The following is a 14,945-nucleotide window of genomic DNA, read 5'->3' as shown; positions in this document are numbered from 1 at the left end:
ACCGTGCCGCCGCGGGGGGAGTCCACGACGTCCGCCACCACGACCGTGACGTTGTCGGGGCCACCGGACCGCAGCGCGAGCTGGACGAGCCGCTCGGCGGCGGCGTCGGCGGACCCGGTCCCGAGGGTCTCGGCGATGGTCTCGGCGCTCACCGGGTCGGACAGGCCGTCCGAGCACAGCAGGTAGCGGTCGCCGACCCGTGCCTCCCGGACCGCGGTGGTGGGCTCGACGGGATCTCCGGTGATCGCCTTGAGGATGAGCGAGCGCCGCGGGTGCACGTGCGCTTCCTCGGCGGTGAGCTCGCCGCGGTCGACGAGCGACTGGACGAAGGTGTCGTCCTTGGTGATCTGCGTGAGGACGTCGTCGCGGAGCAGGTAGGCGCGCGAGTCGCCGACGTGGAGCAATCCCATGCGCCGGCCGTCGAAGAGCAGGGCGGTGAGGGTGCAGCCCATGCCCTCGGCCTCGGGATGAGCCTCGACGTGCGCGGCGATCGCCTGGTTGCCCTCGTGCATGGCCCGGCTGAGCGCACCGGCCAGGTCCGACCCCGGTTGGTCCTCGTCGAGCTTGGCCAGGGTCGCGACCATGATCTGGCTGGCCAACTCGCCCGCGGCGTGGCCCCCCATGCCGTCGGCCAGCACGAGGACCCGGGGCGCGGCGTACGCGGAGTCCTCGTTGTTGTCCCGCACCATCCCCGTGTGGGAGCGGGCGGCGTAACTGAGCGCGGGGGTCACGCGCGCAGCTCGATCACGGTCTTGCCGATCCGGATCGGCGTGCCGGCGGCCACCTTGACCGGGGTCGTCACCCGCGTCCTGTCCAGATAGGTGCCGTTGGTCGAACCAAGGTCCTCCAGGAACCAGTCCGGCCCGTGGGGCGACAGCCTGGCGTGTTGGTTGGATGCGTAGTCGTCGTCGATCACCAGGGTGCACGAGTCGGCCCGGCCGAGCAGGACCGGCTGTTCGGACAGCGTGATGCGGGTCCCGGCGAGGGCGCCCTGGGTGACGACGAGGTGGCGGATCGCCTTGGTGCCGCGGCCGAGGAAGCCGCCCCGGCGCTCACCCTGGCCGCCCGACCGCATCCCGACGTTGCCGAAGACGTCGGTCTTCAGCGCCCGCAGGACGAGGTAGATGAACAGCCACAACAGCACCAGGAGGAGGCCACGCGAGAGTTGTAGGACGAGTCCCTGCACGAGTTCGGTCCTCCCCTCTCCGGTCAGGTCACCTCGGGCAACGTGTGATCGCCCCCGGAGGTTCCCGGGGGTCCATGCCTGTCGAGGCTAGTCGAACCGGACGGTTATCTCCGAGTGTCCGACGCGGATGACGTCGCCGTCCGCCAGCTGCCAGTCCTGCACCGGGCCCTCGTTGACCGTGGTCCCGTTGGTGGAGCCGAGGTCGGTGAGGACCGCCTCGCGGCCGTCGAACCGGATGTCCGCGTGCTGCCGGGACACCCCGGTGTCCGGGAGGCGGAAGGCCGCGTCCTGGCCGCGTCCGAGCAGGTTGGACCCGCGCTGGAGGCGGAAGGTGCGCCCGGAACCGTCCTCGAGGTGCAGCGTCACCGTGAGCGAGGCGCGACCCTGGGTGATCTGCGTGGGGGCGTCGGACGGACCACCCCAGCCGGTGTTCTGGCCGGCGGACCCGGACCGCGTGGCGACGGGGTAGTTGGAGGCGGGTGCCTGCATGGGGTTCTTCTCCTGACTGGCGCTCGGCGACGCGGGGGACGGCGACGACGGAGCCGGATGGCCCGGTGCCGGTGCCGGCGCGGCGGCCGAGATGTGGAACGGGACGGCGTCGGGGTCCACGACCCCGTTGATCCGCATCTGCCCGGTGTGGAGGTCGTCGCGTTCGACGAAGGTGACGGTGACGGGGCCGTAGGTCTCCCACCCCTGCTCGGCGATGTGGTCCGAGAGGTGGCGCGAGAAGGTCTTGACGGCCAGGGCCTCGTCCTCCGTGAAGGACGCGTAGTCCGACCGGGCGAGGGTGATGGTGTAGCTGTTGGAGACCAGCAGGTGACCGTCGACCACCTTGAGAGAGGCCTCGGACTGCTTCCGCAGCTGCGCCTCCACCTCGGCCGCCACCACCTTGCCGCCGAAGAGACGGGCGAAGGCGTCCCCGACCGCGCCCTGGAGTGTGCGTTCGAACTTGCCGACGATTCCCACGAGCGCCTCCTCTTCCCTGGTACGTGTCCGGACGTCCGGCCGCCGCGCGTGTCGGCGGCATCCGGTCGATCATAGAGGCGGGGGCGGCCCGAAGCACGTGTCCCGCATCCCCGGAGGTCGCGGGGTGAGGCTCCACCAGCGGATTGGTACGGCCGGTGTGGCGCGTGTTAACGTATTCGGGCGTTACTCGGGCGAGTGGCGGAATGGCAGACGCGCTGGCTTCAGGTGCCAGTGTCCTTCGGGACGTGGGGGTTCAAGTCCCCCTTCGCCCACCAGCCGAGTGCAGCCGAGGGTGCACCCGTGAGCCGGCCGAGAGGCCGGCTCTTTGCATTTCGGGCCGGGGAGTGGGGCGCGGGCGTTGCACACGTCACCTGAATCGGGTTCAATAATCGGCGTGACGTAGGCTCACGCAGAAGTTCTCCCGGAGGTCGGCGCCACCATGCCGACGGACCGGAGAGCAACGTCCTCATGGTGGACGGAGCAGAGATCACCCTCTCGCCCGCGCCACCCGTGAGCCCGCATCCCACAGCTCGGATCCCCATCGGTGCCCGACGCGATCAGCGGACGATCCCACCCCGGGACCCGAACACGATGTAATGAACGGACATTGTCTGGGTCGGTGCACGCGCGTCGGCTCTCCACAACGCTGTCGAAGGAACCCCCACATGGCCTCGAGCCTCGAAGAGATCCCCGATATGACCCCGGAGACCGACATCCGGGACACCGCGGACGCCCCCTCGGTGATCGGCGTGGTCGCCGAGTCCGATCCCGCGGAGAGGCGGGTGGCCGCCACCCCGGCGACCGTCGCCAAGTTGATCGGCCTGGGGTACCGGGTCGTGGTGGAGAACGGGGCGGGAACGCGCGCCGAATTCTCCGACGCGGCCTACGCCGAGTCGGGCGCCGACCTGGTCTCCGGTGACGTGGCCTGGTCGGGCGACGTAGTGCTGAAGGTCGCGGTGCCCACGGAGTCCGAGGTGGCCCGGATGCGGTCCGGTGCGACCCTCGTGGGACTCCTGGCGCCCGCCCAGAACGAGCGGTTGCTGTCCGTTCTGGCCGAGCGCGGGGTCACCGCACTGGCGATGGACGCGGTTCCGCGGATCTCCCGTGCACAGTCGATGGACGTGCTCAGCTCCATGGCCAACATCGCCGGCTACCGCGCGGTGATCGAGGCCGCCCACCACTTCGGCCGGTTCTTCACCGGACAGGTCACCGCGGCGGGCAAGGTCCCGCCGGCCAAGGTGCTGGTGGCCGGGGCCGGGGTCGCCGGTCTGGCGGCGATCGGTGCGGCCAGCAGCCTCGGGGCGATCGTCCGCGCCACCGATCCGCGGCCCGAGGTGGCCGACCAGGTGGGGTCGATCGGCGGCGAATACCTGCCCGTCGAGGTCCCGGACGAGGAGAAGGTCGTCTCCACGGACGGCTACGCCAAGGCCACCAGCGAGGCCTACGACCGCGCCGCCGCGGCCCTGTACTCGGCCCAGGCGGCCGACGTGGACATCGTCATCACCACCGCGCTGATCCCGGGCCGGGCGGCCCCGCGCCTGCTCACCGCCGCGGATGTGGCGTCGATGAAGCGCGGCTCGGTCATCGTGGACATGGCCGCCGCCCAGGGCGGCAACGTCGAGGGCAGCGTCGCCGACGAGGTCGTGGTGACCGAGAACGGCGTGACGATCATCGGGTACACCGATCTCGCCGGGCGCCTGCCCGCACAGGCCTCGCAGCTGTACGGCACCAACCTGGTCAACCTCACCAAGCTCGTCACCCCGGACAAGGACGGGCGGTGGGCGCTGGATCTGGACGACGTCGTCCAGCGCGGGGTGACCGTGGCCAAGGGCGGCGAGATCATGTGGCCGCCCCCTCCGGTGCAGGTCAGCGCCGCCCCCGCGGCGGCGGCTGCCGCTCCGCTCGAGCCGCGCGCGGAGAAGAAGAAGATGTCTCCCGGCGCCAGGCTCGGACTGATCGCCGTGGGCATGGCGGTGCTACTCCTGCTCACGGCCGTCGCGCCGGGTGACATCCCGCGCCACATCACCGTGTTCGTCCTGGCGATCGTGATCGGCTACTACGTGATCGGCAACGTCCACCACGCGCTGCACACACCGCTCATGTCGGTGACCAACGCGATCTCCGGTGTGATCGTCGTGGGCGCGCTCCTGCAGATCGGGATCGACAACACCGCCGGCCTGGTCCTGGCCACCATCGCGATCCTCGTCGCGTCCATCAACGTCTTCGGCGGCTTCGCCGTGACGCGCCGCATGCTCGGCATGTTCTCGAAGGGAGCCTGAGGAGATGTCACTCGTGACCGCCGCCAACGCGGCCTACCTCGTCGCCGCGCTGCTGTTCATCATGTCCCTGGCCGGCCTGTCCAAGCACGAGACCGCCCGTCGGGGCCTGAGCTTCGGCATCGCCGGCATGGCGCTGGCGCTCCTGGCCACCGTCGCGCTGGTGATCGACCACCAGCCCGCCACCATCGGGATCGTTCTCATGGTGGTGGCGGTGCTGATCGGCGCGACCCTCGGGCTGCTGCGCGCCCGCCGGGTGCAGATGACCGAGATGCCCGAGCTGATCGCCCTGCTCCACTCCTTCGTGGGCCTGGCCGCGGTGCTGGTGGGCTGGAACGGTTACCTCGAGCCCGAACTGCACGGTGAGCTCACCGGCTCGCTGCTGGACATCCACCACGCGGAGGTGTTCATCGGCGTGTTCATCGGCGCCATCACCTTCACCGGCTCGATCGTGGCCTACCTCAAGCTCTCGGGGAAGATGAAGTCCGCGCCGCTGGTGCTGCCGGGCAAGAACCTCATCAACGCCGGGATCCTGGTGGCGTTCATCGCGCTCACCGCGGCGTTCGTCATCAGCCCGGCACTGTGGATGCTCGCGCTGGTCACGGTGCTGGCGCTGGCCCTGGGCTGGCACCTCGTGGCAAGCATCGGCGGCGGCGACATGCCGGTCGTGGTCTCGATGCTCAACTCGTACTCCGGGTGGGCCGCCGCCGCGACGGGCTTCCTGCTCGGCAACGACCTGCTCATCGTCACCGGCGCACTGGTCGGCTCGTCGGGCGCCTACCTGTCCTACATCATGTGCAAGGCCATGAACCGGTCGTTCTTCTCCGTCATCCTGGGGGGCTTCGGCATCGAGGCCGCCTCGGGCGAGGGCAAGGACCACGGGGAGCACAGCGAGATCGACGTCGCCGGCGCCGCCGAGCTGCTGGCGGGCGCCTCGAAGGTGATCATCGCCCCGGGCTACGGCATGGCCGTGGCGCAGGCGCAGTACCCCGTCGCAGATCTCACCCGCACCCTGCGCGAGCGGGGCGTCGACGTCCGCTTCGCCGTGCACCCCGTCGCCGGTCGTCTGCCCGGGCACATGAACGTGCTGCTCGCCGAGGCCAAGGTGCCGTACGACATCGTGTTCGAGCTCGACGAGATCAACGACGACTTCGCCGACACCGACGTGGTCCTGGTGATCGGCGCCAACGACACCGTCAACCCGGACGCCGCCGAGGACCCGGGCAGCCCGATCGCCGGCATGCCCGTGCTCCACGTGTGGGAGGCCGCCGATGTGGTCGTGTTCAAGCGGTCCATGGCCGCCGGATACGCCGGCGTGCAGAACCCGCTGTTCTTCCGCGACAACACGCAGATGCTGTTCGGCGACGCCAAGGACCGTGTCGACGACATCCTGGGCGCGCTCAAGGAGCAGCCGGTCGGGGTGGGCCGCTAGAACCGGCCGGATAACCCGGTACGACGACGAGGAGGCGGTCCCACGCGGGACCGCCTCCTCGTCACTGTTCGGGTGGAACGGTCGATCAGGTTGACTAGGTCGAGGAGGTGGGCGGGGCCGCGGTGGCCGCCTCCGGCTCCTCTTTCCCTGTGACGACCACGGCGTCGGTGCCGAGCCCATCGCCCTCGAGGGCGTCCTGGAAGTAGGCCATCTCGCGGTGGTAGGCCTTGTCCAGGCCCTCCCGCTCGTCCTCCTCGGTGACCCGCAGGCCCATCGTCTTGTCCAGGACGAAGGCGATGAGCAGCGTGACGGTGAAGGAGTAGGCCAGCACCGCCGCCGTGGCCAGGGCCTGGGCCCCGAGCTGCCCGAACCCGCCGCCGAACAGCAGTCCGGCCTCGCCGACGGGGGAGGCGGGATCGGCGATCACACCGATGAGCAGCGTGCCGATGATGCCCGCGACCATGTGTAGCCCGGCCACGTCGAGCGAGTCGTCGTAGCCGAGGCGGTACTTCAGGCCCACCGCGTAGTGGCAGACCACGCCGCAGATCAGGCCGATCGCGATGGCACCGAGCGGGCTGACCGCGGCGGCGGCCGGGGTGATGCCCACCAGACCGGCCACGAGCCCGGAGGCCACTCCCAGAGTCGTGGGGTGCTTGGCGCGGACCTGCTCGGTGATCATCCAGGCCAGCGCGCCACACAGTCCGGCGACCACGGTGTTGAGCGCGGCCACCGCAGCCGTGTTGCCCGCGGCGACGGCGGAGCCGGCGTTGAAGCCGATCCAGCCGGCGAACAGCATGCCGGCGCCGAGGAACGTCAGGGGAACGCTGTGCGGTCTGCTGATCGTGGGGAAGCCGGTTCGTCGACCGAGCACGAGCACCAGCGCGAGCGTCGCGACACCGGCGTTGATGTGGATGGCGGTGCCGCCCGCGAGGTCGATGGCCCCCAGGTTGTTGGCGATCCACCCACCCGTGACCGACCCGTCGTCGGAGTCGAAGGCGAACACCCAGTGGGCCACGGGGAAGAACACCAGTACCGGCCACACGATGGCGAAGACCAGCCAGGTGGAGAAGCGCATACGGTCCGCCACCCCGCCGGCCACGAGGGCGACGGTGATCCCCGCGAAGAGCAGGAGGAACCCGGCGAACAGGGCGGGCGGCAGGCCTGGCGTCTCGGGCTCGGCCATGATGCCCCTCAGGCCCAGGTACTCGAGCGGATCGCCCAGCACACCGGCGCCCCCGACCGAGTCGCCGAAGGTCAGCGAGTAGCCGAAGAGGACCCACAGCACGGCCATCACGGCGACCGCGCCGATCGTCATCATCATCATGTTGAGCGTGCTGCGGATGCTGACCATGCCGCCGTAGAACAGGGCCAGGCCGGGGACCATGAAGGCCACCGCGACCATGGCCGCGAGCACCCAGGCGGTGTCGGCCGCCGCTATGGCTACGTCCATGTTTCTCTCTTCTCTGTGAGGCCACTCCCGGGCGGGGCGACGTGGGGACCGTGCGTTTCACAGTGTGATCCGGTGTTGCTTACTGGCAGGTACCGCGATCGTTTCCATTCGGTTACCGCCGCGGGGGCGAACCGCGCCCTGAGTCGAGAACGCAGCGAAGTACGCAGTTAGACGCGGCTTTTCGCCTGCCGAATCCCGTTACATCGCGGTAACCAGCCGCAGGTTTAACAGCAGTACATTATGACCACCACGCAGAAACCCTCGGATCAGGAGACGTCATGACAGTCACCGCAGACCCCTCCGTCGGGGTCGCCGACCGTGCGAACGGCGAGAGCAGGCGGTCGTCGTTCCCGACGCTCGACGCCGCCCGGGAGGCCGAGAGCGCGCCCGGCACCCTCGCCCGGATGGTCGCGGACACCGGGACGCGATTCGTCCTGGCCGTGTTCACCAACCTCCGGGGCAAGCCGTGCGCCAAGCTCGTCCCGGCCTCCGCGGTCGACCAACTGGAGGCCGGGGAGCTGGGCTTCGCCGGGTACGCCGCCGACGCGATCGGCCAACAGCCCAGGGACCCCGACCTCCTCGTCGTCCCCGACCCCCGCTCCTTCACCACCCTCGACTTCATCAAACCCGGACTGGCCCTGGTGCACTGCGACCCCTGGGTGAGCGGGGAGCCGTGGCGCTTCGCGCCGCGCGTCATCCTGGGACGGATGCTCGCGGACGCCGCGACCGACGGTCTCGAGCTCAAGGTCGGGGCGGAGGTCGAGTATTTCCTGGTCCGCAAGAACGCCGACGGGTCGCTGTGCACCGCCGATCCCAAGGACGACGAGTCCCACCCGTGCTACGACGCCCGGGGCGTGACGCGGATGTTCGAGCACCTCGCCGGGGTCTCGGACGCGATGAACGTGCTCGGCTGGGCCAACTACGCCAACGACCACGAGGACGGCAACGGGCAGTTCGAGCAGAACTTCGCCTACGACGAGGCGATGGTCACCGCCGACAGGGTCATGACGCTGCGCTACATCATCTCCATGCTGGCCGAACAGCGGGACATGATCGCCACCTTCATGCCCAAGCCGTTCTCCGACCGCACCGGATCGGGGATGCACCTGCACATGTCCCTCTGGCGCGACGGACACCCGGTGTTCCCCGCGGTCGGCGACGACCGGTACGGACTGGGGCTCTCGCCCACCGCGTACTCGTTCATCGCGGGCGTCCTCACCCACGCCGCCGGCATGCACGCGGTGCTGTGCCCCACCATCAACTCCTACAAACGTATTGGGGCGCGCACGACCGCGTCGGGGGCCACGTGGTCGCCCACCGACGCGACCTACGGCGGTAACGACCGCACGCACTACCTGCGCGTCCCCGACGGCAATCGCGTCGAGCTCCGGGGAGGCGACGGCTCGGCCAACCCCTACCTGGCCGTGGCGGTGCAACTGGCCGCCGGCCTCGACGGCGTGCGGCGGGAACTCGACCCCGGCGTGCCGGCCACGGTCGGCGAGGCCACCCACACCCTGCCGCCGACCCTGCTGCACGCCGTGGAGGAGATGGGCCGGGACGAGGTCGTCCGCGCCGCACTGGACATCGGTGGCGACGGGGTGGCCGCGTACTACGCCGACCTCAAGCGCGAGGAGTTCATCTCCTGGCACAACACCGTCACCCAGTGGGAGATCGACGAGTACCTCACCGCGCTGTGACGCGCGGCGGCGGCCCTGACGGCCGCCCGCCTCCACTCCCTCCACACCCTCACCTCGACCTCACCAGGAGAACCCCATGTGCGGCATCGTCGGACTCCACCTGCGCGACCCGGAGCTCGAACCCCGGCTCGGCGACCTGCTCACCACCATGCTCGGTGAGATGACCGACCGCGGTTCGGACTCGGCCGGAGTCGCCGTCTACGGCAACCCCGACTGGACCCCGGCGGGATCGGCCACCGTCACCGTGCTGGCGGACGGCGTCGAAGCGCCGGCGTTGGCCTCGCGTGTCGGCACCCACCTGGGCTGCGAGGTGTCGGGACGCGAGCTGGGTGCCACCGTGCTCCTGTCCGCCGGGACCGACCCCGAGACCCTGGCCTCCGCCGTTCGAAGCGCGGTCCCGGAGGTGGTCCTGGTCGGCCTGGGCAGCGAGCTCGCCGTCCTCAAGGGCGTCGGCCTGCCGCTGAACCTGGCCGAGGGTTTCGGCCTACCGGGGGCCTCGGGATGGCAGGGCGTCGGGCACACCCGCATGGCCACCGAGTCCGCCGTCACCCCGGCCGGTTCGCACCCCTTCTCCGTGGGTCCGGACCAGTGCATCGTCCACAACGGGTCCTTCTCCAACCACGCCTCGGTGCGCCGCGAACTGGCCCGCCGCGACATCCACTGCGACACCCTCAACGACACCGAGGTGGCCGCTCGCTTCGTGGCGGAGCAGATCGCCCGCGGTGCGGAGATCGACCAGGCACTGGCAGAGATGGCCGGCGTCCTCGACGGCTTCTACACCCTCCTGGTGTCCACGGCCGAGGAGTTCGCGGTGGTGCGAGACCCGATCGCCTGCAAGCCCGCAGTGATCGCCGAGACCGACCGCTACGTGGCCATGGCCTCGGAGTACCGGGCGATGGCGCACCTGCCGGGCATCGACCAGGCGCACCTCTACGAGCCCGAGCCGGGCCGCGTGTACCACTGGCGCCGCTGAACCCCCGGCACCACCGCAGCACCGCAGCACCCCACCAGGAAGGAAGAACGATGACCGTCACGCCGGAACAGGCCTTCGCACCGCAGGAGCTCGGACCCCTCGGCGACGCGCCGACCACCGCCCCGCACGTGATCGACGTCCGGAAGACCGGGTTGCGCGAGACCAACCGGATCCTCCAGGACTCCGACGGCACCGGCAGATACCTGCTCACCGGTCCCAGGGGGGCGCACGCGCTCGCGGTCGGCCTGGAGAAGCCGGACGAGGTCGTGATCGACGGCCCCACCGGGTACTACACCGCGGGAATGAACGACGGCGCCCTCGTGACGGTCAACGGGAACGTGGGGGTCGGGGTGGCCGAGAACATGATGTCGGGGACGGTGCGGGTCACCGGGTCGGCCTCCCAGTCCGCCGGGGCGACGGCCCACGGCGGGCTGCTGGTGATCGAGGGGGACGCCGGCGCCCGGTGCGGGATCTCGATGAAGGGGGTGGACATCGTCGTCGGCGGTTCGATCGGCCACATGAGCTGCTTCATGGGGCAGGCCGGGCGCCTGGTCGTCCTGGGCGACGCCGGTGACGCCCTCGGCGACTCCCTCTACGAGGTCCACATCTACGTGCGGGGCCGGGTCGAGTCCCTCGGCGCCGACTGCGTCGAGAAGGAGATGCGGCCCGAGCACCACACCGAGCTCGGGGAGCTGCTCGACCGGGCGGGCGTCACCGGGATCTCGACCGCGGAGTTCCGGCGTTACGGCTCCGCCCGCACCCTCTACAGCTTCGACGTGGACAACGCCTCCGCCTACTGACCGCCCCGCCGCCATCCCCGACAGGAGCCCGACATGCCCTTCGACGGACACACCCGATCCGACCAGGCGTCCCCGCCGCAGATCCGACCCGGAACCGACGACCCGACGTTGCGCGAGTCCGCCACCTTCCCCCGTGCGGTGATCCACGAGATCCAGCGCGCCGCCGCGACCGGGATCTACGACATCCGCGGCTGGGGCGCCAAGCGCAAGGTGCCGCACTTCGACGACCTGCTGTTCCTGGGCGCCTCGATGTCCCGGTACCCGCTGGAGGGCTACCGCGAACGCTGCGACACCGACATCACCCTGGGCACCCGATACGCCTCGAAACCCCTCCACCTGGACATCCCCGTGACCATCGCCGGGATGAGCTTCGGGGCCCTGTCGGCGCAGGCCAAGGAGGCCCTCGGTCGCGGGGCCAGCGCCGCGGGCACCTCCACGACCACCGGTGACGGTGGCATGACGGCGGAGGAGCGCGGCCAGAGCTCGAGGCTCGTCTACCAGTACCTGCCCTCGCGCTACGGGATGAATCCCGTGGACCTCCGCAAGGCCGACGCCATCGAGGTGGTCCTGGGACAGGGCGCCAAGCCCGGTGGCGGTGGCATGCTCCTGGGGCAGAAGATCTCCGACCGGGTGGCGCAGATGCGGACCCTTCCCAAGGGGATCGACCAGCGTTCGGCCTGCCGACACCCGGACTGGACGGGCCCCGACGACCTCGCCATCAAGATCCTCGAGCTGCGCGAGATCACCGGCTGGGAGAAGCCGGTGTACGTCAAGGTCGGCGCCACCCGCACCTACTACGACGTCAAGCTCGCGGTGAAGGCCGGTGCGGACGTGGTGGTCGTGGACGGCATGCAGGGCGGAACCGCGGCCACCCAGGACGTGTTCATCGAGCACGTGGGCATCCCCACCCTCGCCGCGATCCCGCAGGCCGTGCAGGCCCTCCAGGAGATGGACCTGCACCGGAAGGTGCAGCTGATCGTCTCCGGGGGGATCCGCTCGGGCGCGGACGTGGCCAAGGCCATGGCCCTGGGCGCGGACGCGGTGGCGATCGGGACGGCGGCACTGATCGCGCTCGGGGACAACGACCCCCGGTACGAGCAGGAGTACCGCGCACTCGGCTCGGCGGCGGGGTTCTACGACGACTTCCAGGACGGCCGCGACCCGGCCGGGATCTCCACGCAGGACCCCGAACTGGCACGTCGGCTGGACCCGGAGGCCGCCGGTCGGCGACTCGCCAACTACCTGCACGTGCTCACGATGGAGGCGCAGACCATCGCCCGGGCCTGCGGAAAGTCCCACCTGACCCACCTGGAGCCCGACGACCTGGTGGCGTTGACGATGGAGGCCGCCGCGATGGCGCGGGTGCCGTTGGCCGGGACCGACTGGATCCCCGGTCGTGCGGGTCGGGAGCTGTAGATGACCGTCGTGTCGGACGACCGGACGGTGTCGGGCCCGGCGCCGCTGACGGGTTCGGACTTCCGCCAGGGGGAGTCGATGACTACCGTCGTGGACATGGAAGCCGGCCGGGACGACGCGCGGAGGGTCGTCCACCAGGCGACGCCGCGTGAGCTCCCGGTGGACGTGCCCACCGGCAACGATCTCGAGCGGATTATCGGTTTCCACGTCCGCAGGCTGCGCCTGGCCGAGGGCCTGGGCGTGGCGGAGATGGCTCAGCGGATCGGGATCTCCAAGGCGATGCTCTCCAAGATCGAGAACGCGCAGACGTCGTGTTCGCTGAACATGCTCGCCAAGCTCGCCACCGGCCTCGACGTCCCGGTGACCTCGCTGCTGCGCGGCGCGGACACCAGACGAGACGCGGTGTTCACCCCCGACGGGCAGGGCGCCACGATCGTCGGCCGCGGCACGTCGGCGGGCCACGACTACGAGTTGCTCGGCGCGCTGCGTGGGTCCAACAAGCGCATCGAGCCGGTGCTGGTGACCCTGACCGCCGAGTCGGAGGCGCATCCCCGCTTCCAGCACCCGGGCACCGAGCTGCTCTACATGCTCTCCGGCGACATGATCTACCACCATGCCGAGTCCGAATACCGTCTCCGCCCGGGGGACTCGTTGCTGCTCGACGGCGAGGGTGTCCACGGCCCGGTGGCGATGCTCGAGCTGCCCATCCGATTCCTCTCGGTGACCGCCTACCCGGACGGCGTCGACGGCTGAACCGCCCGGTTCCGCGGAGCCACGGCACCACCACTCACGGCACCACCACTTGCGGCGCCCCAGTTCGCGGCACCACCTACTCGCGACGCGCCCGTTCACCGCGTCCGTTCATCACGCCCCACCGGGGCCGTGGCACACCCGTACCGTCCCCACCCCCGGCACCCCGAGGAGCCCGTCATGACCACATCGGTCACCACCACCGTCACCTCGCTGATGTCCGCGATCGCGGGCGTCGGGACCGATCCGACGAGAGGCGGATACAGCCGCCCCGTCTACTCCGTCGCGGAGTTGGAACTGCGCGAGTGGTTCCTGGCCGAGGCGGCCACCCGCGGTATGGACACCGAGACGGACCGCAACGGGATCATCTGGGCCTGGTGGAATCCGGCCGGCCATCCGCTGGAGGGAGCGGTCGTCACCGGTAGCCACCTGGACTCCGTACCCGGGGGAGGGGCTTTCGACGGCCCTCTCGGCGTGGCCTCGGCGCTGGTGGCGGTGGACCTCCTCCGGGCCCGGGGTCTGCGGCCACGGCGGGCCCTGGCCCTGACCGTATTCCCCGAGGAGGAGGGGTCGAGGTTCGGTCGGGCGTGCCTGGGTTCGCTGCTGCTCACCGGGGCGATGGACCCGGTCACGGCGGCGGGACTGACCGACGACGACGGCACCACCTATGCCGACCTGTGCGCGGCCAACGGGCTGGATCCGGCGCGCCTGGGGCGTGACGAGGAGGCGCTGCGGCGGATCGGCCGGTTCGTGGAGCTCCACGTGGAACAGGGCCGAGGTCTGATCGATCTGGGCAACCCGGTGGCGGTGGCCTCGTCGATCATCGGCCACGGCCGCTGGCGGCTCAGCTTCACCGGCCAGGGCAACCACGCCGGCACCACGCTGTTGGCGGACCGCCGCGATCCGATGATCCCGGCTTCCCGCACAGTCCTCGACGTCCGTCGTATCGCGCGCGTGTACCGGGGCGCCAGAGCCACCGTCGGTCGGATCGTGCCCACCCCCGGCGGCACCAACGTCATCGCCTCCCGGGTCGACCTCTGGCTGGACGTACGTCACCCCGACGACGCCGTGACCGCGCGGATCGTCCACGAGATAACAGAGGCGGCCTCGATGGCGGCCGTGCACGAGGGCTGCGAGAGCACGATCGTGCAGGAGTCGCTCAGCGGTTCGGTGTCCTTCGACCCGGTGTTCCGCGACCGTCTGCTCGACGAGCTGCCCGGGGTGCCCGTCCTGGCCACGGGGGCCGGCCACGACGCAGGTGTCCTGGCCGCCCACGTCCCCACCGCCATGCTGTTCGTCCGCAACCCCTCCGGGGTGTCGCACTCCCCGGAGGAGCACGTGGAGGACGCCGACGCCGAGCGGGGCGCCGAGGCCCTGGCTGACGTCCTCGCCGACCTGCTCACCAGCGATGACGCCCCCGCGACCGACGCGTCCTGACCACCACGCACCACGAGAGAGTGATCCCCATGACCGGCACAGCTCAACCGTCCGACACAGCTCAGCGGACCGACACAGTGAAATTCCTCGTCATCGGAGGCGGCCTCGAGGGGCTGTCGATCGCCTGGAACCTGACCGAGCGCGGCGAGACCGACGTACTGGTGGTGGAGAAGGACACCCTGTGTTCCGGGATGACCGGCAAGTCCAGCGGCATCGTCCGCTGCCACTACGGTTCGCCCACCATGGCGGCCCTGAGCTGGCACAGCATCCCGGTGTTCGAGAACGCGACCGAGCTGTTGGGCGACGACATGGCCTTCCGTCAGTGCGGCTACGCCGTGATCGTGGGCGAGGAGAACGTGATCCCGCTCCGGGCGAACGTGGCCATGCAGCAGAGCCTGGGAATCGAGACCGAGATCATCGCCCCGGACCGGATGGCGGAGCTGTGGCCCGGGCTGAACGTCGACGACGTGGCGGCGGCGGCGTGGGAGCCGCGCGGTGGTCGGGGCGAGGCGTACATGACCGGGATGGCCTTCGGCGCCGCCGCCCGCCGGCGTGGGGTCCG

General features: G+C 70.5%; 13 protein-coding genes and 1 tRNA gene. 10 read left to right on the top strand and 4 right to left on the bottom strand.

The annotated features are described in order from the left end of the window. From G6020_RS01415 to G6020_RS17480, 3 genes are all read right to left on the bottom strand, one after another. A partial coding sequence (locus G6020_RS01415) for a protein phosphatase 2C domain-containing protein (protein ID WP_182609420.1) occupies window positions 1-731 on the bottom strand: 731 nt, incomplete at its 3' end. After that, window positions 728-1,186, bottom strand: a complete 459-nt coding sequence (locus G6020_RS01410; protein ID WP_107747200.1) for an FHA domain-containing protein — start codon at window positions 1,184-1,186, stop codon at window positions 728-730. The genes G6020_RS01415 and G6020_RS01410, both read right to left, overlap by 4 nt. An 87-nt stretch (window positions 1,187-1,273) precedes the next feature. Next, a complete protein-coding gene (locus G6020_RS17480; protein ID WP_179524037.1) occupies window positions 1,274-2,152 on the bottom strand; it encodes a DUF3662 and FHA domain-containing protein in 879 nt (292 codons plus the stop codon). Window positions 2,153-2,341: 189 nt separating this feature from the next. Between G6020_RS17480 and G6020_RS01400 the strand changes: the two genes are divergently transcribed. From G6020_RS01400 to pntB, 3 genes are all read left to right on the top strand, one after another. Next, window positions 2,342-2,427, top strand: a tRNA-Leu gene (locus G6020_RS01400). A 420-nt stretch (window positions 2,428-2,847) separates the two neighbouring features. After that, window positions 2,848-4,431 (top strand): Re/Si-specific NAD(P)(+) transhydrogenase subunit alpha, encoded by a 1,584-nt coding sequence (locus G6020_RS01395; RefSeq protein WP_182609422.1) that lies wholly within the window; start codon window positions 2,848-2,850, stop codon window positions 4,429-4,431. A gap of 4 nt (window positions 4,432-4,435) precedes the next feature. Then, complete coding sequence (gene pntB / locus G6020_RS01390; protein WP_179524038.1) at window positions 4,436-5,860, top strand: Re/Si-specific NAD(P)(+) transhydrogenase subunit beta; 1,425 nt, start codon at window positions 4,436-4,438, stop codon at window positions 5,858-5,860. Between the two features lie 94 nt (window positions 5,861-5,954). Here the strand turns inward: pntB and G6020_RS01385 are convergent, their stop codons facing one another. Then, on the bottom strand, window positions 5,955-7,310 hold the full coding sequence (locus tag G6020_RS01385; RefSeq protein WP_182609419.1) for an ammonium transporter: 1,356 nt from the start codon (window positions 7,308-7,310) through the stop codon (window positions 5,955-5,957). 404 nt (window positions 7,311-7,714) lie between these two features. Between G6020_RS01385 and glnT the strand changes: the two genes are divergently transcribed. The 7 genes from glnT to G6020_RS01350 all read left to right on the top strand — a co-directional run. After that, window positions 7,715-9,007, top strand: a complete 1,293-nt coding sequence (gene glnT / locus G6020_RS01380) for a type III glutamate--ammonia ligase (RefSeq protein WP_241731029.1) — start codon at window positions 7,715-7,717, stop codon at window positions 9,005-9,007. 76 nt (window positions 9,008-9,083) lie between these two features. After that, a complete protein-coding gene (locus G6020_RS01375; protein WP_182609417.1) occupies window positions 9,084-9,980 on the top strand; it encodes a glutamine amidotransferase in 897 nt (298 codons plus the stop codon). A gap of 50 nt (window positions 9,981-10,030) precedes the next feature. Next, entirely contained in the window at window positions 10,031-10,780 is a 750-nt protein-coding gene (locus G6020_RS01370) for a protein glxC (RefSeq protein WP_182609416.1), read from the top strand. A 33-nt stretch (window positions 10,781-10,813) separates the two neighbouring features. Then, the gene (locus G6020_RS01365; protein WP_241732520.1) at window positions 10,814-12,196 is read left to right on the top strand and encodes an FMN-binding glutamate synthase family protein; all 1,383 of its coding nucleotides are present in this window, start codon (window positions 10,814-10,816) and stop codon (window positions 12,194-12,196) included. 96 nt (window positions 12,197-12,292) lie between these two features. Then, window positions 12,293-12,949: an XRE family transcriptional regulator gene (locus tag G6020_RS01360; RefSeq protein WP_179526081.1), complete on the top strand. Its 657-nt coding sequence runs from the start codon at window positions 12,293-12,295 to the stop codon at window positions 12,947-12,949. 177 nt (window positions 12,950-13,126) lie between these two features. Beyond that, window positions 13,127-14,383 (top strand): allantoate amidohydrolase, encoded by a 1,257-nt coding sequence (locus G6020_RS01355; RefSeq protein WP_182609415.1) that lies wholly within the window; start codon window positions 13,127-13,129, stop codon window positions 14,381-14,383. Between the two features lie 29 nt (window positions 14,384-14,412). Continuing rightward, the coding region (locus G6020_RS01350; protein WP_182609414.1) for an FAD-dependent oxidoreductase at window positions 14,413-14,945 on the top strand (533 nt) is incomplete at its 3' end.

Origin of the sequence: Dietzia sp. B19 (assembly GCF_014145155.1) — a bacterium.
Taxonomy (GTDB): domain Bacteria; phylum Actinomycetota; class Actinomycetes; order Mycobacteriales; family Mycobacteriaceae; genus Dietzia; species Dietzia natronolimnaea.
Note: the sequence above shows the minus strand (reverse complement) of the source record. Positions and strands in the feature narration are given on the sequence as shown.